This window comes from Pyxidicoccus xibeiensis (genome assembly GCF_024198175.1).
Classification (GTDB): domain Bacteria; phylum Myxococcota; class Myxococcia; order Myxococcales; family Myxococcaceae; genus Myxococcus; species Myxococcus xibeiensis.
The window spans coordinates 1-20609 of record NZ_JAJVKV010000030.1; the positions used below are offsets into that span (position 1 = coordinate 1).

At 70.1% G+C, this 20609-nt stretch carries 16 protein-coding genes; 4 read left to right on the forward strand and 12 right to left on the reverse strand.

Features of this window, described 5'->3' with window-relative positions:
- The coding region (locus LXT23_RS48580; protein ID WP_253987388.1) for a hypothetical protein at positions 1–190 on the reverse strand (190 nt) is incomplete at its 3' end.
- Between the two features lie 562 nt (positions 191–752).
- Positions 753–1472, reverse strand: coding sequence for a siderophore-interacting protein (locus LXT23_RS48585; RefSeq protein ID WP_253987389.1), 720 nt, complete (start codon positions 1470–1472; stop codon positions 753–755).
- A 280-nt stretch (positions 1473–1752) separates the two neighbouring features.
- On the opposite strand from LXT23_RS48585, the gene LXT23_RS48590 reads away from it, so the two are divergent.
- Positions 1753–3435 (forward strand): di-heme-cytochrome C peroxidase, encoded by a 1683-nt coding sequence (locus LXT23_RS48590; protein ID WP_253987390.1) that lies wholly within the window; start codon positions 1753–1755, stop codon positions 3433–3435.
- Positions 3436–3479: 44 nt separating this feature from the next.
- On the opposite strand, the gene LXT23_RS48595 is transcribed toward LXT23_RS48590, so the two are convergent.
- On the reverse strand, positions 3480–4379 hold the full coding sequence (locus tag LXT23_RS48595) for an NmrA family NAD(P)-binding protein (protein WP_253987391.1): 900 nt from the start codon (positions 4377–4379) through the stop codon (positions 3480–3482).
- A gap of 80 nt (positions 4380–4459) precedes the next feature.
- On the opposite strand from LXT23_RS48595, the gene LXT23_RS48600 reads away from it, so the two are divergent.
- Both LXT23_RS48600 and LXT23_RS48605 read left to right on the forward strand, forming a co-directional pair.
- Entirely contained in the window at positions 4460–5497 is a 1038-nt protein-coding gene (locus LXT23_RS48600) for a LysR family transcriptional regulator (RefSeq protein WP_256561920.1), read from the forward strand.
- 80 nt (positions 5498–5577) lie between these two features.
- Positions 5578–6195 (forward strand): DUF2378 family protein, encoded by a 618-nt coding sequence (locus LXT23_RS48605; RefSeq protein ID WP_253987392.1) that lies wholly within the window; start codon positions 5578–5580, stop codon positions 6193–6195.
- Positions 6196–6272: 77 nt separating this feature from the next.
- Here the strand turns inward: LXT23_RS48605 and LXT23_RS48610 are convergent, their stop codons facing one another.
- The 7 genes from LXT23_RS48610 to tgt all read right to left on the reverse strand — a co-directional run bounded on the left by LXT23_RS48610 (position 6273) and on the right by tgt (position 12299).
- Positions 6273–7247: a hypothetical protein gene (locus LXT23_RS48610; protein WP_253987393.1), complete on the reverse strand. Its 975-nt coding sequence runs from the start codon at positions 7245–7247 to the stop codon at positions 6273–6275.
- Positions 7248–7335: 88 nt separating this feature from the next.
- On the reverse strand, positions 7336–7464 hold the full coding sequence (locus LXT23_RS49985; RefSeq protein WP_256561922.1) for a hypothetical protein: 129 nt from the start codon (positions 7462–7464) through the stop codon (positions 7336–7338).
- Positions 7465–7692: 228 nt separating this feature from the next.
- Entirely contained in the window at positions 7693–8481 is a 789-nt protein-coding gene (locus tag LXT23_RS48615; RefSeq protein WP_253987394.1) for an alpha/beta fold hydrolase, read from the reverse strand.
- Positions 8471–9346: an alpha/beta fold hydrolase gene (locus LXT23_RS48620; RefSeq protein WP_253987395.1), complete on the reverse strand. Its 876-nt coding sequence runs from the start codon at positions 9344–9346 to the stop codon at positions 8471–8473. The genes LXT23_RS48615 and LXT23_RS48620 overlap by 11 nt, the downstream gene beginning before the upstream one ends.
- Before the next feature lie 119 nt (positions 9347–9465).
- Positions 9466–10179 (reverse strand): SitI6 family double-CXXCG motif immunity protein, encoded by a 714-nt coding sequence (sitI6, locus tag LXT23_RS48625; protein WP_253987396.1) that lies wholly within the window; start codon positions 10177–10179, stop codon positions 9466–9468.
- A gap of 93 nt (positions 10180–10272) precedes the next feature.
- Positions 10273–11133, reverse strand: a complete 861-nt coding sequence (locus tag LXT23_RS48630) for a tRNA (5-methylaminomethyl-2-thiouridine)(34)-methyltransferase MnmD (protein WP_253987397.1) — start codon at positions 11131–11133, stop codon at positions 10273–10275.
- Positions 11130–12299 carry a tRNA guanosine(34) transglycosylase Tgt gene (gene tgt, locus LXT23_RS48635; RefSeq protein WP_253987398.1) on the reverse strand — a complete coding sequence of 390 codons (1170 nt, stop codon included), beginning with the start codon at positions 12297–12299 and terminating at the stop codon, positions 11130–11132. Before tgt ends, LXT23_RS48630 begins: the two co-directional genes overlap by 4 nt.
- 315 nt (positions 12300–12614) lie before the next feature.
- Between tgt and LXT23_RS48640 the strand changes: the two genes are divergently transcribed.
- Positions 12615–14213 (forward strand): ABC-F family ATP-binding cassette domain-containing protein, encoded by a 1599-nt coding sequence (locus tag LXT23_RS48640; RefSeq protein WP_253987399.1) that lies wholly within the window; start codon positions 12615–12617, stop codon positions 14211–14213.
- A 139-nt stretch (positions 14214–14352) separates the two neighbouring features.
- Here LXT23_RS48640 and LXT23_RS48645 read toward each other — a convergent pair whose 3' ends face one another.
- Both LXT23_RS48645 and LXT23_RS48650 read right to left on the reverse strand, forming a co-directional pair.
- Positions 14353–19176, reverse strand: coding sequence for a chitobiase/beta-hexosaminidase C-terminal domain-containing protein (locus LXT23_RS48645; RefSeq protein WP_253987400.1), 4824 nt, complete (start codon positions 19174–19176; stop codon positions 14353–14355).
- Positions 19177–19460: 284 nt separating this feature from the next.
- Positions 19461–20534 carry a YihY/virulence factor BrkB family protein gene (locus LXT23_RS48650; protein WP_253987401.1) on the reverse strand — a complete coding sequence of 358 codons (1074 nt, stop codon included), beginning with the start codon at positions 20532–20534 and terminating at the stop codon, positions 19461–19463.
- Positions 20535–20609 lie beyond the last annotated feature (75 nt).

The window sequence follows — 20609 nt, forward strand, 5'->3', positions numbered from 1 at the left end:
ACGGAGTGCTGGAGCCGGGGTCCGCGATGGCGAGGACGTGCCTGGTGTGGGGCGCGCTGGCGGAGCTGGGGCGGGTGGCGGCGAGGTGGGAAGGTGCAGTCACGGAGGAGGACGTGCTCGCGTCAGCGGAGGCGCTCTGGCGAGCGCTGGGCCCCAGGGAGAAGTCGACGCCCAGTGGGCCCGGAGGCATGCCTCCTCCAGGCGGCGAGAAGGCCCCGGATGAGGCACCCGACAGTGCCGCGGCGGCCGCAATGGCTGATGGCGCGGCGACGCCTCGGCCGCCGGAGGGCAAGAAGGCCTCGGGCGAAGCGCCAGACGGTGACGCGGCGGCGGCAATGGATGATGGCGCGGCGGTGCCTCGGCCGGGCGCTCCGCCCGTGGAAACGAGGCGTCCCCACGCCATGGCGGAGGGCGGTACTCCGGCAACTGCCGCGCCCGAAGACCCAGGGCTGGGCGCGTTGAGTGATTCACCTGCGGGGGCAGGAGCGGCGCGGTCCGAAGCCATGACGGCTGGAGAGGCCCTGGCGGCAACTCACGAGGCCCTGGCATCAGGGCGCTCGATGCACGCCAGCCCCTGTCGCATTCTTCGATGCGGCCCTACCGGGACGAGGACGCCCCACTCGGGAGCGCCCTGCCGGGCGACGCGGCAAGCAACGCGCTGGAGGCGATGGTGCTCGCCACGTTCCTGCATGCCATGGCTCCGGGAGCGCTCGGAGCCTCCCGGATGCCGCAGGCCTCTTCCGCGTCATGAATCAGTCCAGCCCGGCCTTCCCCAGCGACCAGTACGCCTTCACCTTCTGCTCCGCCCTCACCCCGGCCGACCGGAGCTGACCGCGCAGCGCCTGGATGGCCTGGGCCCGGCCCGTCATCACCAGGTGAGCTCCAGGCCGCCTCGCCACCGCGGCCTGGAGTGCCGCAGCCGCGGTGGACAGATGCCTGTCCCCGGGAGCCCGCTCGACCAGGGTGCTTCCCTCCACCCGGAACTCCCCCAGCACCGCCTCAGACTCCGCGCGCGAGGAGACCTCGAACACCTGCTCCACGCCGCCCGTGCCCGCCCGCAGGTTGCGCAGCGTGTGCGCCAACGCGAAGGACGTCTCGTCGCCGAAGAGCACCACGGGGCCCTCGAGCGCCGCGAGCGCGAGCGAGCCCCGGGGCCCGAAGAACCGACACCGGTCTCCCACCCGGACCTCGCGGCCCCACTTCGCGCCGGGAGTGTCCCCGTGCAGGTAGAGCAGGAACTGCGTCGCTCCGCGAGCCGCGTCCCAGGCCAGGGGCGTGTACGTCCGCATGCCCACCTGCGGCAGGAAGACCTGCACCTTGTCCCCGGCATGCCAGGCCACGTCCCGTAGCGCCTCGCCCGCCAGTTCCATCCAGCGGAAGTGCGGGGACACCTCACGCACCTGCTCGACGCGCGCGTCGCGGAACAGGAACCGTCCCAGCATGCCGCCGATAATCGCCTTGCCTGACGTCATTCGTGCCTCTCCACGGGGTGCAACGACCCCACCGCGTCACGGGCCGGAGCATGGGCGAAGGCCAGGCGCATGTGCGTGAAGAAGCGTAAAGAACGCTGGCGCCCCTCCACTGCGTGTCTTTTCATGTCTGTCAATTGTGGTGCAACCCTGACCCAGGCAATGGCACACAGCCCCCTCCAGGGAGGGGGGCTTTCAAAGACATGGCTTAATGATTTACAACAAATCCATCCTCGCCAGCCTCGCAGTCCATGCCGTCCCTGGGGGGAGGAAAGGTCTGGTCATGCAGAAGCGTTTCCCCAGGGCGGTCGCCCTGACGTGTCTTGCGTCCTCGCTATGGAGCTGCGCCACCACGCCCACCATCAAGAACCTGGAGCCGGTCCCCAATGGCATCGGCAACGTCGTGAGCCTGTCCCAGGGGTGGACCGTGGAGCAGCAGGAGTGGTTCTGGTTCACCACCCAGGGCTCGCAAATCCTTCCCTACGATTGGTTCCTCGTTTTGGAGCAGGCCACCAGCTCCCAGCTGTTCCGCGCCCCCGCCAACTTCGAGCGGTTCAAGTACCTCAACGTCAAGCCCAGCAAGCTGAACCCGGACGGGCTGCCGGTGGGCTTCGTCAAGGACATCGACGACAACGGCCATCACTGGATGGGGCTGACCTGCGCGGCCTGCCACACCAACCAGATCAACTTCAACGGCGTGGAGATGGTCATCGACGGCGCCCCCACGCTCGCGGACTTCTCCACGTTCTATGACGAACTGGTTGCCGCCCTGGCTGCGACGGACAAGGACGATGCGAAGTTCGAGCGCTTCGCGAAGGCCGTCCTCGACAAGGCCTACAACCCGGGGACTGCCAACGACCTGCGCCGGGCGCTGTTCGACCAGACGGTGCGCCTGGAGGCCCGCCGCGAGCTCAATGCCTCACGCGTGCCCTATGGCCATGCCCGCCTGGATGCCTTCGGGGACATCCTGAACATGGTGCTGGCCTCGAACCTCGGCATCCCGGAGAACAAGCGTGAGGCCAACGCTCCTGTCTCCTACCCGTTCCTCTGGGACACGCCCCATCATGATGTCGTCCAGTGGAATGGCTCCGCCGCGAACAAGACGCCAGGGCCGCTGCTGCGCAACGCAGGGGAGATGCTGGGCGTCTTCGCGGCCGTCCAGCTCACCCCCAGCCCGCTCCTCCATGGGTACAAGACCTCCATCGAGCTGGAGAACCTGGGCCTGCTGGAGAAGTCCCTGGAGTCCCTCTGGTCCCCAGAGTGGCCCAGGGAGGTGTTCCCGGCCATCGACCCCGGCATGTTCCTCCGGGGCGAGGAGCACTACAAAGCGCACTGCGTGAAGTGCCATGCCCATATCGACCGGACGAACAAGGACCGGCGCATCAATGCCGTCATGACGCCCCTGGCGGAGATTGGAACCGACACGCTGATGGCCGAGAACTTCGCGGGCCGGACGGCGAAGACGGGCCGGCTGATGGGCATCAAGGAATACATCATCGCGGGCGAGCCGCTGGGCGCGGAGGAGCCCGCGCTCAAGGTCCTCCTCAACGCGGTGGCCGGTGCCGTCCTCGAGCACCCGTTCGAGTCCATCAAGGCCAGCTTCACGGAGTACCTGAAGGTGCGCAGTGTCCCCCCACAGCCGGGAGTGGGTCCCCTGGATGCGCTCCGGGCCTACAAGGCCCGGCCCCTCAACGGCATCTGGGCGACGGCGCCCTACCTCCACAACGGCTCGGTGCCAAACCTGTGGCAGCTGCTCGTCCCGCAGGAGCAGCGGGTCAAGGTGTTCCACGTCGGCAGCCGTGAGTTCGACCCGAAGCACGTGGGCTTCGTCACCGCGGCTGCCGACGGCCTCTACCGCTTCGACACCACGCTCGAGGGCAACTCCAACCAGGGCCACACGTACGGTACCCAGGAGCTGAACGACACGCAGAAGTGGGAGCTCGTCGAGTACCTCAAGTCACTCTGAGGCGCGGCGTGGTGGGCAGGGCGTGGGACGCCCTGCTCGCGCACTCAAGCCGCGGCGGAGGCGGCCTGCTCCACCGCGGGCTTGAGCACCTCGCGCGCCCACTGCGCCAGCGTGGTGGGCGTGGTGGTCTGCGCGGAGCGGGGCTCGGCGGGGTCCAGGCCGCCCTTGATGGCCGCGCCATACATCTCGATGTACAGGTCCACCGCGAACGCGGGCATGCCCACGTCCAGCATGGCCTTGCGCGCGTCGTCCAGCGTCACCTGCACGTAGCGCACGGGACGGCCCAGCGCCTCCGTGAGGATGGGCCCCAGCTGCCCGTACGTGATGTCCGCCGGGCCATGCACGCCGACGTAGCGGTGCCCCTTCCAGCCCGCGTCCAGCAGCACCTCGGCCGCCTTGGCCGCGATGTCCCTCACCGCCACGAAGGGCAGCGCCTTGTCGCGCGGCAGCGGCATGAACAGCGAGCCCGTCTTCGCCACCGTGCCCGCGTCGCGCAGCAGGTTCTCCATGAAGAAGCCCGGCCGCAGGGAGGTGACGTCCGGGCACACCGCCTTGAAGGCCTCCTCGACGCCCAGCAGCGCCCCCACCGGGCCGGTGCCCGGGCCGTTGTGCGCGCCGATGCTGGACAGCACCACCACGCGCTTCACGCCGTGCGCCTTCACCGCCTTCGCGGCCGTGCGCGCCGACTCCTGCGTCCAGGCCAGGAAGTCCGGCCGCACCGCCGGAGGCGACAGCCAGAACAGCGCCTCCGCCCCCGCCAGCGCGCGGTCCAGCACCGCCGCGTCGTCGGTGCTGCCCTCCACCAGCTTCGCGCCGCGCTTCACCAGGTCCGCCACCTTGTCGGCGCTCCGGCTGATGACGGTGACGGAGCGGCCCGCCTCCAGCAGGCGCAGCACGAGGGGACGGCCGATGTTTCCATTGGGGGTGTTGATGACGATGGACATGAGTGCCTCCGGTGACTTCGGGATGGGCTCAAGGTGCTCCCCCGCGGCGCATGAGGCCACTGCATGTTACTCATGTGCTCATGAGCGCCCTTCATGCCCGTCGCCCCCGGCGGCCCGCCCCGGCCCTCGCCGTGGCCGCCGCCCCCGCGCCGCCCGCCGCCGCGGACCTCGCCGGCATCAACCTCAACCTGGTGGTGGCGCTGGACGCGCTGCTCACCGAGGCCAACGTCACCCGGGCCGCGCAGCGCCTGGGCGTCACCCAGTCGGCCATGAGCCACTCCCTGCGGCAGCTTCGCGAGCTGCTCGGGGATGCGCTGCTCATCCGCGGCCGGGGCGGAATGATGCGCACGCCCCGGGCGGAGCAGCTCGCCGCGCCCCTCCACCGGGGGCTGCTGGAGCTCCAGCGGGCGCTGCGCAGCGAGCCCACCTTCGAGCCCCGCACCGCCACCCGCCGCTTCACCCTGGCGACGGGGGACTACTTCGCCGCCGCGCTGCTGCCGGAGCTGCTCGGCCTGCTGGGCAACGAGGCCCCCGGGGTGGACCTGGTCATCCGCCACCTCATCCCCGACGCGGTGACCTCCCTGCTGGAGAGCGGCGAGGCGGAGCTCGCCGTGGGGGCCTTCCCCGACTCCCACCTCTCCCTGCGCCAGCAGAAGCTCTTCACCGAGGACTTCGTCTGCGTCGTCCGCAAGGGCCACCCCGCCGCGCGGAAGGGGCTGGACCTGGAGACCTACCTGCGCCTGCCCCACGTCCTCATCAGCCCCCGGGGCGAGGGCGCCGGGGCGGTGGACACGGCGCTGGCGAAGCTGGGGCGCTCGCGGCGCATCGGCCTGCGGCTGCCCTACTTCCTCACCGCCCCCCTGGCGCTGACCCGCTCGGACTACATCCTCACCGCCCCCCGCCGCCTGGTGGAGCCCTTCGCCGGGACCTGGCCCCTCCAGCTCCTCCCGCCCCCCATCGCCCTCAGGTCCTTCGACGTCCTCCAGTTCTGGCACGAGCGGTTCGACAGTGACCCAGCCCACCGCTGGCTGCGGGGCATGGTGGCCCGGGCAGCCTGGTGCCCCCCGTGTCAACCCGGCGGGTTCTCACCCGGAGTGCGCGGGAAGCAACCTTCCTGACACTCCCGGACAGAGACACTGAACGCAGATTCAAGGGTGGGCGAGCATCCCACGGGCCGGCCGTTGTAGGGTGGTCCTCTATGACTTCTTCCGAGAAGCTGGTTTTCACTCAAACGGTCGAGGCACTTTTCGTGCGTGCCCTCGAAAACCGTCTCACCCCGGCGTGCCGAGAGCACCTGCGCCGGGCAGGGTTGGACCTCGACCAGAAGCTGGAGCGGACCTACACCCTGGAGCAGTGGAAGGAGTTCCTGCGCATCGCCGCGGGTCACGTCTATGGCGGCGTCCCCGCCGAGGCCGCGTACTACTCGCTGGGCGAGCGCTTCATGGATGCCTACTTCGGGACGTTTTTCGGCCGGGCCCTCCTGGGCGTCGTCCGGCTGGCCGGCCCGCGCCGCATGCTCCTGCGCACGGACATGGGCTTTCGCGCCGGCAACAACTTCAGTGAGGTCGAAATCGTCGAGCGTAGCCCGACGATGTTGGAGCTGCGGATGAATGATGTCCTGGCGGACCTGCCCACCTTCGCGTCCGGGCTGCTGGCCCGGGCGGTGGAGCTGTGCGGCGGGTGGCGGGCGGTGGCCGTGCCGGAGGAGTTCGACGGCACCTCGGCCACGTTCCACATCCGCTGGTCGGAAGTTCCCGTCGAGGCCGCGCTGAGCGCCGCCGGGGACGGCTCGGGCGCGTCGCGGCCCCGGGTGTAGGAATTGACTCGTGGGGCCCGGGAGGCCAGGGGCGCCTGAAGCGCTCCGCCCCCGAGGCCCACACTCGGACGGTGGACCTAGTCGTCCATCTCCGCAATCCACCGTCGCAGCAGGGCCACGGCCTCCGCATCCACCTGCTCGGTCCCCAGCGGCGGCATGCTCCAGCCGGACTCCCGCTTCGAGACGCGCTCAATCATGTTGCTCTTGTCCGGCTTGCCCGGCTTGAAGGCGAGGGTGCCGGCGCCGTAGGTGGGCGTGTCTCGTGGCGAGCCCAGCCGGTCCACCGGGAGCCAGAAGTCGAGCGAGTTCTGGGGGTCGAAGCACCGCTCGCCGTCCGAGTCCGGGCGCTTCTGGTTGTGGCAGTGGGCGCAGTTGGCGTGCAGGTAGCCCAGGGCCGCGCGCTCCACATCGTTGCCGGGCACGGTGAAGCCGATGGCGGGCGGCCGGCTCAGCGTCCCGGCCACCCTCAGATCTTCCAGGTCCAGCAAGTCCGGAGGCGCATCGTAGGACAGCTGGATGGCGGAGAAACCCAGCACCCGGCTCTCCCGTCCGCCGTGGCAGCCGAAGCAGTTCGCCGCGGAGGGCACGTCGTGCGGGGTGCCGACCGCGTTGTCCTGTCCGTCGGGGGCGGCCACCGCGTCGCGCTGGTCGGGCAGCCAGACATAGGCCAGGGCGCGCCAGTCCTCGGGGCGGGGCCCGAACTTCTCCAGCAGCCGCGTCTCCACGCGCACCCCGTCCCGGGTGAACTCCTTCCACAGCTGCGTCCCCTCGGGGAACTGCCACGAGTCCATGTCGCGCGTGTCGATGCGGCCGCCCGGCGGGAGGCGAATCCAGCGGCGCTTGGTGGCGCCATCTGTCCACAGCGGGAACTGGGGAGCGAAGGCCCGCACGTCGTCGGCAAGCACCGTCATCGAGGAGTCGGTGAACAGCCCCGTGCCGGAGAGGCGCTCGGGCATGGCGGAGAGGGAGGAGGTCGCCACCGGCTCACAGACCTCGAAGTCGCTGCACCCGGAGAGGACTCCAGCGGCGACGAGAGCCAGACACACACGCATGAGACATCCCCCGTGATGGCGCCCGCTTCTGGGCGTCGCCACGGAAAACACCGACCCGGGCGCGAAGTGTCACCGCGCTCGCGGTCCCCTACCCGTCGACCTTCCAATCCGGGCCAGGAGGCAGCTCGGAGGTGTTCAGGGCTTCGAGCGCAATCGCTTCCAGCCTGTCGAGCGTGTCCGCCCGCCGCGTCCAGTGCGGACCTCCGTGGCGCGTCACGCGTGCCTCCCAGCCGCCTTCCACGGGATGGAGGCAGACCCCGTGCTCAATCACGGAGAGGTCGTCGTCAATCCTGACGGGGCGAGTGAACGCAATGATTCCCGAGGAGGCGAAGTATGGGGCGGCCCTGAACTTGAAACCTCGCGCCTCCAGCCGTCGTCCGAGGTCTTCGAGGACGCTCTGGTGTGAAACATCCATGGTGCCCTCCCAGGGAAGCTCGGGTGGTGTTCAAGCGCCGGTGAGCAGCAGGGCAATGGCGCTTCCGAGGCCCTCGGGGTTGTCCTCGGAGAAGCCATGCCCCGATGCCTCGACGGTGGCCACGGGGATGCCGGCGGCGGCCACCTGACGGGCCGTCTCGTGCGTCGTCTCGTCACTGAGCGCGCCGAGGATGTAGCCCTTCACCGGAACGGGCAGCGCGGCCAGTCGGGGAATGAGGCCGCCCTGCCCCAGCCGGACCAGTGACGTCGCGCTCCGGTGGAAGGCCACGGGGTCCGCCATGCGCAGGCTCTCGCGGTAGGACGGCGCGGACATCGACTCGACGAACTGGTCCCATTTCGCCACGAAGACGTCGAGCGGCGTCGCGGCCGCCACGGCGCTCCCGGTCGCGTCCTCGGGACGCAAGTTCGGCTCGGCGACCAGCAGGGCCGCCGGAGGCCGGCCGGCGCGAGTCAGCTCTTCCGCGACAAGGATGCCGAGCGTGCCACCCATGCTGTGTCCCACCAGTGCCACCGGGCCGGCACGCGAGGCGAGCAGCGCTGCGAGCAGCCGAGCCTGCTCCGCCAGCTCGTAGCTGAAGTCCTGGGGGCGGTCGCTCTGGCCGAAGCCGAGCAGGTCGAACCAAATGCTGGCATGGTGTGACAGCGCGGCGCTGTGAGCCACGGGAGGCCAGTCCCGGCTCCCCGCGCAGCCGAGCCCATGCAGGTACACGAGCACCTGGGCCGCGCCCGAAGAGCGGCCACGCAGGATGCGGTGCCGCATCCCCGGAACCTCGATACGCACCGACTCTTCAACGTTCATGCGCTGAACCTCCCGAGGAAACCGAAGCTCCATCCACCGTGTCGAGGAACGCGAGGATGCGCTTGCCGCAGGCCTCGGGTTTCTCCAGCGGGAACAGGTGGGTGCCCTCCGGAAGCTCCTCGGTGAGGGCTCCCGGCAGCGTGCGCCGGACCCGCGCCAGGGCCGAGCGGGTGAGCGTGCCCGACACGCTTCCGCGAATCACGAGCGTCGGCACCTTCACCGAGCGCAGCTCGCCCCACACGTCTCGCGCATAGGTCTCGAAGACACGAGCCTCCCACTCCCGGGGGATGGCCAGGCGGAAGCCCCCCTCCGGCTGCTCGACGAGTCCGTGCGCGACGTAGTCCCGCAGGGTCTCCGAGTCGACCCGCGCGAAGAGGGGCTTCTTGCGGTACGTCAGCCACGCCAGGTCGCGGGAGTTCCAGACCTCCCGGCGGCGGCGCGCCAGGCTCGCGGGAGGCACCCGGCTCCGCAACCCGAGCAGCGTCAGCACGCGCAGCGCCGCGAGCCGCGCCCCCGTCACCAGCACCGGGTCCAACGCCACCACGGCCCGGAACAGGTCCGGCTCCTTCGCGGACGCGAGCAGCGTGGCCACGCCGCCCATGCTGTGCCCCACGCCCAGCACGCCTGAAAGCCCGCGCGCTCGCAGCGCCCGGGACAAGTCGTCCGCCATGTCATCCCAGCCCGCCATCTCCAGCGGGTTGGCGCCCGGAACGAGGCAGCGGCTCCGGAGCGTGAAGACGTGGTAGCGCGGCTTCAGCTGCTCGATGAGCTTGCGGTAGGTGCCCGGCGGGAAGCCATTGGCATGGGCCAGGTGCAGCACCGGACCGGTGCCACCCCAATCCTCCAGTTGCAGGGCGTCGCTCATCGCCCTTCGCATAACCGGGATGGCCGGCTCACCGCCACTGCGGATGTGCCAGCACGCGCGCTTCGACTTCGGGCGTGAGCTGCAGGGCGCCCGCCCACTGGAATCGCGCCCTGGCGCCGTCAGCGCGTTGGTAGCTCCTGGAATTCCACTCCCTCGAAGCCGAGCCGCCGCACGGTCTCCGCGAACCGCTCCGTACCGACGAGGATGGTCGAATAGCTGCCGAGCCGGAAGACGTCTCGGTCGGTGGGCAGGGATGCAGCATCCAGGATGGGAGCTTGAGGAAACGTAAACGCGAGCTGCCCGCAGGTCGCGCATGGGGCAGGCAGGTTCCGGGGAAGGCAATCCGGATGCAGCAGCCCTCGCGGCTCGAGCTGAAGCTCCAGTAGCTCCGGGGGGTTGCTGCCCCGGATGCGCAGCTCGGTACGGCAGCCCATCAATCCATGCAGGCCCTCCGCCTGGAGTTGCTCAAGCGACTCTCGGCGAACGAGCAGCGTCCACAGCGTGGGAAAGACGAGTTCGGGGAAGTGCCCCCGCCCACTGCCAGCAAGGGGGCCAAAGGTCGTTCCTGGCTCGAGCGGCACACCTTCCGGCACCAGCGGCCTCACCCGCTCGCGCAGCCGGGTGAACTCCGCGAAGTCCTCTTCGACTCGCGCCTTGAACTTCCTCCGGTCATCGAGGTCCGACAGGTCTACTGCCGGATACGCTTCCCCGACGCCACTCCAGGTTTCATCACAGGTCGGGCAGTGGAGACCGGGCAAGCCCCACTTGGGCTCTGTCCGAATGTCGTAATCGACGCGCGACGGAGCCACTCGCTCCAATTGGAAGAACCGCATGACTACATGAAACCTGTGGTTGCCGTCCGACACCTCGGGGCTGACACGGGCAGCCCCCGGCAGCGAAGTCACTTGATTACCGAAGCGAGCGCCTCACCGCCACTGCGGATGTGCCAGCACGCGCGCCTCGACCTCGGGCGTGAGCTGCGCGCCATGCGGCGCCCGCGACGACGAGCGCTTCCACCGCTCCAGCCAGCGCGCCCCCAGCGGCAGCTCCAGCGACTCCCGCCGCGTACACGCCACCGTCGTCTCGCCCTTCGTCCCCGTGGACACGCCAGCCCCCACGTAGAACCCCGCCAGCAGCAGCGTCACCCGCGTCGGAGTGGCCGCGCTGTACGTGAGCAGCAGCGTCCCCTCCCCATCCTCGCGGCAGTGCCGCCGCACGCGCGCCAGCACGGCCTCGGTCCACATGTCCGGGTTGGACGCCGGGGAGAACGGGTCGAAGTACACCAGGTCCGCCACCGGCAGCGCCCCATCCAGGAAGGGCACCGCGTCCCCGAGCAGCAGCCGCCAGCGCATGCCCTCCCCTTCCCACAGGCCGTCGCGCATCAGCGCCTCGGCCGCCTCGCGGAAGGGCTGGAGGAACGGGAAGCCCGCGGCATCCGCCAGCGCCAGCCGCAGCGGCGCCAGGTCCACCTCGAAGCTCACCACCTCCAGCACGCGCCGCTGCTCCGCGCCCAGCGAGCGCGCGCAGGTGAGCGCGGCCACCGCGTTGGTGGCGGCCCCCAGGCCCACGTCGTGGATGACCAGCGGCGGGCCCGGCTGGCGCAGCCGCTCGGCCAGCCGCGCCTGCTCCACATAGAGGCGCAGCGCCTCCTGCCACGGCCCCACCGACGGGTGCATCACCTCGCCATGGCCCAGGTGCCGCACAGCGCGCGCGCCGTTGCGCAGGGTGACGACCTCGAAGTCTCCGTCGCGCGGATTGACGACGGGCGCCTCGGGCCCGGCGCTCACCCGACCTCCTTCAGCGTCACCTCGCGGGCGCTCGCCTCTTCCTTCAGGTCCTTGGGCGTGGCGATGGCGGCCTTCAGCTCGCGGGCCACCTGGTCGTACGAGCCCTTCAGGATGCCCTCGCGGATGCGGCCCATCAGCTTCTGGTAGTGCCGCACGTTGTGCACCGACAGCATGCGCGAGCCCAGCGCGTGCTTGCCGCGCATCAGGTGCTGCAGGTAGCCGCGCGTGTAGCGCTTGCACACGTAGCAGTCGCACTCCGCGTCCAGCGGCGCGTCATCCAGCTGGAACACGCTGCGCGTAATCCGCACCAGCCCCTGGAAGGTATAGGCGTAGCCCTGCTGCGCCATCTTCGTGGGGATGATGCAGTCGAACATGTCCACGCCGCGCAGCACCGCCTCCACCAGGTCCGTGGGGGTGCCCACGCCCATCAGGTAGCGCGGCTTGTCCACGGGCAGCGACGCGGTGGCGCGCGCCGTCATCGTCTCGCGCTCCGCCTTCGTCTCGCCCACCGCCAGCCCGCCGATGGCGAAGCCGTCGAAGGGCAGCTTCGTCAGGAACGCCGAGCTCTCGTCCCGCAGGTTCGGGAACACGCCACCCTGGACGATGCCGAACATCGCCTGTCCGGTGTCGTGCTTCGTCTTCGCCTCCAGGCTGCGCACCGCCCAGCGGTGGGTGCGCTCCATGGCCTCGCGCGTGCCCGCCTCGTCCGTGCGCGAGTCGATGCACACGTCCAGCACCATCATGATTTCCGAGTTGATCGCCTGCTGCATGGCGATGCTCGACTCGGGGCTCAACAGCTGACGGCTGTTGTCATGGAAGCTGCGGAAGTGGGCGCCCTTCTCCGTAATCAGCCGGTCCTCGGGCAGGGAGAAGATCTGGAACCCGCCCGAGTCCGTGAGGACGCCGCCGTCCCACTGCATGAAGGGGTGGATGCCCCCGAAGCGGCGGAACACGTCGGCGCCGGGCCGGAGCATCAGGTGGTAGGTGTTGGCCAGCAGGATGCTGGCGCCCGTCTCCTTCACCTCTTCCATGCCCAGGTGCCGGAAGGCGGCGTGCGTGGCCACCGGCATGAACATCGGGGTGGCGAAGGAGCCGCGGCGGGTGTGCAGCACGCCTGCACGGGCGCCGGTGGGGTCGGTGGTGAGCAGCTCGAAGCGTACGGCCATGGGTCGGCCCTTATACCCGTCACTCCCGGTGGGCACCGCATCCATCTGGCCCGCCCGCTCCCCCTCCGGCCACCCCGGTGCCCCGCCCTCCCCCTCCAGCCGGGCGGACCGGCCCTCCGCCCGCAGTCCCCAGGGAGCTGGAGCAAGAGGTAGGAGAACTCCCTACGCCGTCTGGAGCGGGCGCGTCGCCGGGCAGGTGAGCGGCATTTTCCGCCCCCACCCGGCGGTTACATTGGGTCACCGCAATCGGGGAGGGAGCGCGAATCACCACGCTTCTTTGGCCCACCGCGCCATTTCCGCTACAACGCCGCCGCCATGTTCAACGTCATCAACGTCTCCAAGGCCTACGGGCCCAAGAAGCTCTTCGAGGAGGTCAACGTCACCTTCTCGCCGGGCCGTCGCTACGGCCTGACCGGTCCCAACGGGGCCGGGAAGTCCACGTTCATGAAGATCCTCGCCGGAGACGAGGAAGCGGACATGGGCAACATCGTCCGGCCTCGCAAGCTGGGCATCCTCCGCCAGGACCACTTCCGCTACGAGAACGACCGCGTCCTCGACGTGGTGCTCATGGGCAACAAGCCCCTGTGGGCGGCCATGTCGGAGAAGAACGCGCTGCTGGCCAAGTCGGACATCACCGAGGAGGACGGCAACCGGCTGGGCGAGCTGGAGGGCGTCATCGCCGAGGAGGACGGCTACTCCGCGGAGAGCGACGCGGCCACCCTGCTGGCGGGCCTCGGCATCGACCAGGCCTTCCACGAGGGCCCGATGCGGCAGCTCACCGGCGGCCTGAAGCTGCGCGTGCTGCTCGCGCAGGCGCTGTTCGGCAAGCCCGAGGGGCTGCTGCTCGACGAGCCCACGAACAACCTCGACATCGACTCCATCCGCTGGCTGGAGAACTTCCTGCACGAGTACGAGGGCGTGCTCATCACCATCAGCCACGACCGGCACTTCCTCAACTCCATCTGCACGCACATCGCTGACATCGATTACGAAGCCATCATCCAGTACAACGGTGGCTACGACGACATGGTGCGCCAGAAGTCGCAGCTGCGCACCCGCGTGGAGTCGGAGACGGAGGAGAAGAAGAAGAAGATCCTCCAGCTCCAGGACTTCGTGGCGCGCTTCCACGCCGGCACCCGCGCCTCGCAGGTGCAGAGCCGCATCAAGCAGATCGAGAAGCTGAAGACGGAGGACCTGAAGCGCTCCAACATCGCGCGCCCGTTCATCCGCTTCGACCAGAAGGTCCCCAGCGGCAAGCAGACGCTGATGATTGAAGGCATCCACAAGTCCTTCGACGGCCAGAAGGTCATCAAGCCGTTCAACGCCCTGGTGTGCAAGGGCGAGAAGGTCTGCGTCATCGGCCGCAACGGCGTGGGCAAGTCCACGCTGGTGAGGATGATTGCCGGACAGCTGGAGCCGGATGGCGGGAAGATTGGCTGGGGCCATCAGGCCTCGGTGGGCTACCTGCCGCAGGACCACCACGGCGTCGTCCGCAAGGGCACCACCTGCTTCGGCTGGCTGCGGGACTTGCACGACAAGCTCACCAACGAGGAGATCTCCGGCGTGCTGGGCCGGATGCTCTTCTCCGGTGAGGAGCGGATGAAGAACACGGACACCCTCTCCGGTGGTGAGACGGTGCGCCTGCTCCTGTCCAAGCTGATGATCATGCAGGACAACGTGCTGGTGCTGGACGAGCCCACCAACCACCTGGACCTCGAGTCCATCGCCGCGCTGGCCGAAGGCCTCCAGAAGTACGAGGGCACGGTCATCGTCGTGACGCACGACCAGGAGCTCATCTCCGAGGTGGCCACCCGCATCTGGTCGCTCCAGCAGGGCCAGGAGGTGATGGACTTCAACGGCCCCTACTCGGAGTTCCTGGAGAAGCACGCGGACGTCGCGGCCCGCCGCCGGTAGCGCCAGAACTCCGAAGCCCTGAAGCACGAATCGCCGCCCGGACCGGGGAAGTCACTCCCGGAGCCGTGGCGGCGATTCGCTTGTTCAATGCCTGGAGCCTGCGGACCCGCGCACGGCTGGCGCGGGCCCTCAGGGGCCGCTACGGATTGAGGACGCCCAGCGTGCCCGGCCCCACCGCCCAGTCGGAAGCCTGGTTGCTGTCACCGGCAATGATGCGGCCCACCGTGGTCGTCCGGCCACCGCTGGGGAAGGCGCCGGTCCAGTTGAAGGAGACGTCATGGGCCGACGGGAACGTGCTGTACGTGCACAGCGCGCCGGCGCAGTCGGACGGGAGCCACAGCCCCTCCGCCTGGAGCCCCTGGAGGAACGGAAGGTAGGCCGCGGTGACGTTGCCGGTCGCGACCGCGGCGAGCGCGTCCTGGGTGTTGCCCAGCGAGTCCCGGATGCGCAGCACGCGGTTGCCCTGGCTGACGCCGGAGGTCCCCCCCTGGAAGTCCCAGGCCGAGTCGTAGTTCGAGGCATAGGTGAACTGCGGGAACTCGGTCTTGCTGAAGGTCTCCGAGGCCGGAGCATCCACCCCCGGCGTCCGGTCCGGGTTGAGGTGCATGACGATGAGGTCGCCCGTGGCCACGGTGACATCCGGCAGGGTGGCCAGCGGCGTGCTGGAGGTGCTCAGGTCCACCAGCGTCATCCCTTCCGTGGTGCCGCCCTGCAGCACGAAGAACTCCACCAGGTCGCGGCCGAAGGTCACGCCGGGCGCCACCTCGGTGATGCGCAGCACGGCCGGAGTCACCCAGCCCCTGAAGGTGGAGGCATTGCCCATGGACGACACCCCGATGCCCCGCGTGTCCCGCACCGTCGCGGCGACGGTCACCGTGTACGCCTGGCGCGGCACCTGGGCGCCCGTGCTCACCCAGACCTCCCGGCTGTTGATGAGGGTGGCCCCGGTCACCGGCAGGCCGGGGATGGAGAACTGGCTCCCGCTCGCCAGGATGCTGGCGGGGTCGAGCTTCCGGTCGAAGCGAACGGCGACCGTGCCCTGGCCCGTGGCCTGGGCGCTCGTCACCTTCGGGCCCGGGCACGTCAGCGAGGTGACCTGCGAGGCCTCCCACACGGAGGGCTGGGTGGCCATCGACGTGAGGTTCACGAAGACCCACAGCGGCGAGACGATGCTCACCGTGCAGCCCTGCGTCACGTCGAGCTGCTCCCGGACGGTCTCCACCATGCGCAGCCGGAACGAGATGGCGCTCGTGGAGCCCTCGGGCACGCCGGCCGTGGCAAGGGACGCCTGGGAGTGGCCGGTACCGGCCGAGAAGAAGGCCCCGGTGACGGTGCCGTTGAGGGTGATGAGCTCGGCCTCGTAGCCCCACACCACCGAGGGCAGGTCCACGTTGCTCACGTCCTGGATGAAGGTGCTCAACGGGAAGCCGCTGGACTGCACGCTGTACGACGAGATGTTCGTGCGCACCATGCCGCCGGAGATCCACTTGCTGCTGACGATGACATTCACGCGCATGCCCGCCTGGGGCGGCGGGAAGAGCTGCGTGGGGTCCACCTCCACGAAGAGGGCCGGGCCCGTGCGCTCGGCCTGGAGGAAGAAGCCCGCGGGGTCATTGGTGAGGTTGCCGACGCCGGGCTTCACGTAGGTGATGATGGCGCCCTCCACCGGCAGGCTCGCCGGGCCGTCCACCGTGCTGCGCACGGCGGCAATCTGGGCGGAGGCATTGCCCGCGGGCAGCTCGTACTGCTCGACCCGCGGCGTCTCCATGTTGCCCGCCTGGTCCACGGAGAAGAACCGCAGCGTCGTCGTCTGGGTGAGCGTGAGCGGCGCCGTGTACAGGGGCGAGGCGCCGTTCACCGGCGAGCCGTCCGTGGTGTAGCGCGTCTCGCGGCAGCCGCTGCCCGTGTCCGAGCACGACAGCGTCACGGTGACCGGGCCCTGGTACGAGCCGCCCGCGGGCGTGGCCACCGTCTGCGGCCGCGTGGTGTCGAGCGTGTACGTCTCGGTCTTCGCCGCCTCCAGGTTGCCCGCCGCGTCCGCAGACCGGAAGCGGAGGGTGGTGTTGGAGGAGATGGTGATGGCCCCGGTGTAGCGCGTGCTGCCCGTCGTCGGCGCGGTGCCGTCGAGCGTGTAGTACGACCCTGCGCAGCCGGTGCCACCGACGTTGTCCGCGCAGCTCAGCGCCACCGTGAAGGCGCCCGTGAAGGCGCCGCCCGGAGGCGAGGCCGTCGTCACCGGCGGCGTGATGTCATTGGTGAAGGTGTACGTCTCCGTCACCACGGCGCTGCTGTTGCCCGCGGCGTCCACGGCGATGAAGCGCAGCGTCGTATTGGTGTTGATGAACAGCAGGCCCTCGTACCGGGGAGAGCTGGTGTCAGGCGTGCCGCCGTTCGTCGTGTAGTGGATGGCGGCGCACCCGCTGCCCGCATCGCCGCAGGTGAACGTCACCTGCTGCCCGTTGGGGTACGCGCCCCCCCGAGGGCTGGCGGAGACGGTGGGCGCCACCGTGTCGATGACGTAGGTCTCCGACCTCACGGGCTCGGAGTTGCCCAGCGCGTCCTCGGAATAGAAGCGCAGCGTGGTGTTGGCCGAGACACGGATGGGCCCGCTGTAGAGGAAGAAGGAGCCCTTGGGCGCGGCGGGGTCCGTGGTGTGGAAGACGGCGCCGCAGCCCACGCCCGCGCCGTCGTTGCAGGTGAGCACCACGTCCTGCGCGGCGCGGTAGGTCCCGCCCCGGGGCGCGGCCGTGGTGAGTGGCGGCGCCGTGTCGACGAGGAAGCTCTCCGTCTTCACGGCCTCGGCGTTGCCCAGCGCATCCACGGAGAAGAAGCGCAGCGTGGTGGTGGTGTTGGCCTGGAAGGTGATGGGCCCCGTGTAGCGCGGGGAGGCCGTCGTGGGCGTGGAGCCATCCAGGGTGAGGTGCGTGGCGGCGCAGGTGCTGCCTCCGGCGTCCAGGCAGGACAGCGACACCGTCACCGGAGTCGTGTAGTTGCCGCCGCGCAGGCTCGGCGTGGTGGTGGGGGCCACCCTGTCGACGGTGAAGGTCGCCACCCGGGTCGGCTCGCGGTTGCCCGCGGTGTCCACGGAGAAGAAGCGCAGCGTGCGCGTGGACGTCACGGCGATGGGGCCCGTGTAGCGCGGCGAGGTGTCCGTGGGCGCCGTGCCGTCATCCGTGTAGCGCGTCACCGCACAGCCCGTGCCGCCCTGCCCGTCGTCGCACGTGAGCGTCACCTGCGTGTCTCCGCCGAACGTGCCGCCCGCCGGGCTGGCCGTCGTCAGCGGCGCCGAGGTGTCGATGGAGTACTGCTGGGTCTGCACTTCGCCCCGGTTGCCCACGGCGTCCACCGCGAAGAAGCGCAGCGTGACGTTGGACGCGAGCTGCAGCGGCGCCTGGTACGCGGCCGAGCCCACCGTGGGCGTGGACCCGTCCAGGGTGTAGTGGATGCTGGCGCACCCGCTGCCCGTGCCATCCGCGCAGGTGAGCGTCACCTGCTGCACGGTGGCGTAGGTGCCACCCGGAGGAGTCGCCGCGGCCGTGGGCGGCACCCTGTCGATGACGTACGGCTCGGTGCGCGGCGTCTCCACGTTGCCCGCCTGGTCCACGGAGAAGAAGCGCAGCGTGAGGCTGGAGGCGACGCGCACCGGCGCCACGTACAGCGGCGACGTGGTGGTGGGAGCCGAGCCGTCCAGCGTGTAGTAGGTGGCCACGCACCCGGTGCCGGCGGCGTCCTCGCACGTGAGCGTCACCAGCTGCTCGCCGGCATACGAGCGGCCCGGCGGCGTGGCCCGGGTGACGGGCGCGGCCTGGTCCAGCACGTACGTCTCCGTCACCACCGGACCGTCGTTGTCCGCCGCGTCCACGGAGAAGAAGCGCAGCGTGGTGTTGCCGGAGATGGTGATGGGGCCGGCGAAGCGCTCGGAGCTGCGCGTGGGCGCGGCACCGTTGGTGGTGAAGTACGTGGCCGCGCAGCCGGTGCCGGTGCCGTCATCGCAGGCCAGCGACACGGTGAAGGCGGCGTGGAAGGTGCCCCCCCGGGGCGTCGCCGTGGTGACGGGGCCCGTGCCGTCCAGCGTGTACAGCTCCGTCACCGCGTCGGACGCGTTGCCCGCCAGGTCCACCGCGAGGAAGCGCACGCGGGTGGTGGCCTGCAGCGTGAAGGGCGCGGTGTACACGGGCGAGGACGCCGAGGGGATGGAGCCGTCGAGGGTGTAGTGGATGGCGGCACAGCCGGCGCCGTCCCCGTCGTCACACGTCAGCGTGACGACGCGCGTGGCCCCGTACGTGCCACCCCGCGGCGAGGCGGCCACCGTGGGCGGCTCGGTGTCCAGCACGTAGCGCTCGCGGCGCACGCCCTCCGCATTGCCCGCGCGGTCCACTGAGAAGAAGCGCAGCGTGGTGGTGGCGGAGATGGCCAGCGCCGCCGTGTAGCGCGTGGAGGACTCCGAGGGAATGCTGCCGTCGAGCGTGAAGTACGTGGCCGCGCAGCCGGTGCCCGTGCCGTCGTCGCACGTCAGCGCCACGCTGCGGGGGCTGTTGAAGGAGCCGCCCGCCGGGTTGGCCACGGTGGTGGGCGCCTGCGTGTCCTGGCCACTGGTGAAGGTGTACTGCTCGCTCTTCGCCCCTTCGGTGTTGCCCGCCTTGTCCACGGAGAAGAAGCGCACCGTGGTGTTGGCGGCCAGCGTGAAGGGCTCGCGGTACTGAGGCGAGCTGGTGCCGGGCTCGGAGCCATCCACCGTGAAGTACGTGGCCGCGCAGCCGCTGCCCGCGCCGTCGTCACATGCCAGCGCCACCGCCACCAGCGCGGAGAAGCTGCCGCCGGCGGGCGTGGCCCGCGTCGTGGGCGCGGTGGTGTCCTGCCCCGGCGGGGGATTGGGCTCCCCACCACCGGTACAGGCGCTCACCACCTGCGCGGTCAGCAACAGCGCGGCACAGCGAAGCGACCAGGAAGTTTTCAACGACATTGTTTCTCCAGGATGCGAGTCGGCCGCCCCGCATCGGGGATTGCGTTCAAGAAAGGCATGTCCAGGGGGACGGAGGGACAACGGAATCAAACGTCGTCCATCTGACAGCCGCGCAGAGTGACACCGGGCCCGCACCGGGCGCAAGCCCGGGCCCCCTGCTCACCCCCGAGGGGTCATGAGCCACCCAGGCGAGCCCGGACGCGACGAGGCCCCGGCCCCTTCACGCCCGGGGGCGCGAGGAAACCGGGGCCCGTGGGCTCCCGAGAGGTGCTTCCACTCCGTCGTCAGCGCGCGGTGTTGCGGCGCACCATGAACAGGCCCAGGCCCAGGCCCGCGGCCCACTTGGCCGCCGCGGCCAGCGGCGTCTGCGCCAGCCTCGGCGGCGGAGCCCGGGAGCCCGTCGCCTGGCCCGTCACGGGGTCCACCACGGGGCGGAAGGCGGGCGCGCCGGGCAGCTTCGCCCCACCCTCCTCCAGCTCCGACTTGGTGGCCGCCACCGCCTTGCCCTCTTCCGGAGCCCGCTGGCCCGGCGCCTTCCCCTCCGGCGAGCGGTGCTCGAGGATGGCGTTGATCTCCGCGCCCAGCAGGATGACCTGCGCGGAGATCCACATCCACAGCAGCAGGACGATGACGCCGCCGATGGCGCCGTAGTTCACGTCGTACTTGCCGAAGTTGGCCACGTACTTGGAGAACCCCCACGAGGCCAGCACCCAGATGATGACGGCCACCACGGAGCCGGGGGTGATGAACCGGAACCGCTGCTTCACGTTCGGCAGCAGGTAGAACAGCACCGCCAGCAGGAACATCATGATGAGGCCGGCCACCGGGATGCGCAGCCAGGTGAGCACCGTCCCCAGGGGCCCGAGCTTGTCGGCGATGGCCGGCGTCACCACCACCGCCAGCGCCGCGAGGATGGCCACCGCCGCCCCGCCCAGCGTCACCACCAGGGCAATGCCGCGCACCTTGTAGAAGGGCCGCGTCTCCTCCACCCCGTAGACCTTGTTCAGCGCCTCCATCAGCGCCACCACCCCGCCCGCCGACGCCCAGACGGCGCCCACGCCGCCCACCGTCAGGAGCCCCACCGGGTTGCTCTCCGCCAGCGAGTTGATGCGCTCGCCCAGGATGTTCGTCACCTCCTGCGGCGCGACCTTGGAGAGCTCCTCGATGAGCACCTTCGCCTGGGCCGGGTCGATGATGACGCCCGCCAGCGACACCAGGAACAGCAGGAACGGGAAGAGCGCCAGAATCACCCGGAACGTCAGCGCTCCCGCGACGTCTCCCACGTCGTCACGCGTCCATTCCGCCTTGAGGGCCTTGAAGAACTCCATCCAGCCCATGCCCTTGCCAGGGAGCACCATCCACGCCTCCTCACAGGTGTTGTGACCTGGGGAACGATGCGCATTCCCCACACCCGGAGGCCCCTCCCCCAGGCC

Excerpts from the sequence above, each read along its gene's own strand:
- LXT23_RS48585 (WP_253987389.1), bottom strand. The coding sequence starts at position 1,472 with ATGACGTCAGGCAAGGCGATTATCGGCGGCATGCTGGGACGGTTCCTG.
- LXT23_RS48590 (WP_253987390.1), top strand. The coding sequence starts at position 1,753 with ATGCAGAAGCGTTTCCCCAGGGCGGTCGCCCTGACGTGTCTTGCGTCC.
- LXT23_RS48595 (WP_253987391.1), bottom strand. The coding sequence starts at position 4,379 with ATGTCCATCGTCATCAACACCCCCAATGGAAACATCGGCCGTCCCCTC.
- LXT23_RS48600 (WP_256561920.1), top strand. The coding sequence starts at position 4,460 with ATGAGCGCCCTTCATGCCCGTCGCCCCCGGCGGCCCGCCCCGGCCCTC.
- LXT23_RS48605 (WP_253987392.1), top strand. The coding sequence starts at position 5,578 with ATGACTTCTTCCGAGAAGCTGGTTTTCACTCAAACGGTCGAGGCACTT.
- LXT23_RS48610 (WP_253987393.1), bottom strand. The coding sequence starts at position 7,247 with ATGCGTGTGTGTCTGGCTCTCGTCGCCGCTGGAGTCCTCTCCGGGTGC.
- LXT23_RS48615 (WP_253987394.1), bottom strand. The coding sequence starts at position 8,481 with ATGAACGTTGAAGAGTCGGTGCGTATCGAGGTTCCGGGGATGCGGCAC.
- LXT23_RS48620 (WP_253987395.1), bottom strand. The coding sequence starts at position 9,346 with ATGAGCGACGCCCTGCAACTGGAGGATTGGGGTGGCACCGGTCCGGTG.
- sitI6 (WP_253987396.1), bottom strand. The coding sequence starts at position 10,179 with ATGCGGTTCTTCCAATTGGAGCGAGTGGCTCCGTCGCGCGTCGATTAC.
- tgt (WP_253987398.1), bottom strand. The coding sequence starts at position 12,299 with ATGGCCGTACGCTTCGAGCTGCTCACCACCGACCCCACCGGCGCCCGT.
- LXT23_RS48640 (WP_253987399.1), top strand. The coding sequence starts at position 12,615 with ATGTTCAACGTCATCAACGTCTCCAAGGCCTACGGGCCCAAGAAGCTC.
- LXT23_RS48645 (WP_253987400.1), bottom strand. The coding sequence starts at position 19,176 with ATGTCGTTGAAAACTTCCTGGTCGCTTCGCTGTGCCGCGCTGTTGCTG.
- LXT23_RS48650 (WP_253987401.1), bottom strand. The coding sequence starts at position 20,534 with ATGGTGCTCCCTGGCAAGGGCATGGGCTGGATGGAGTTCTTCAAGGCC.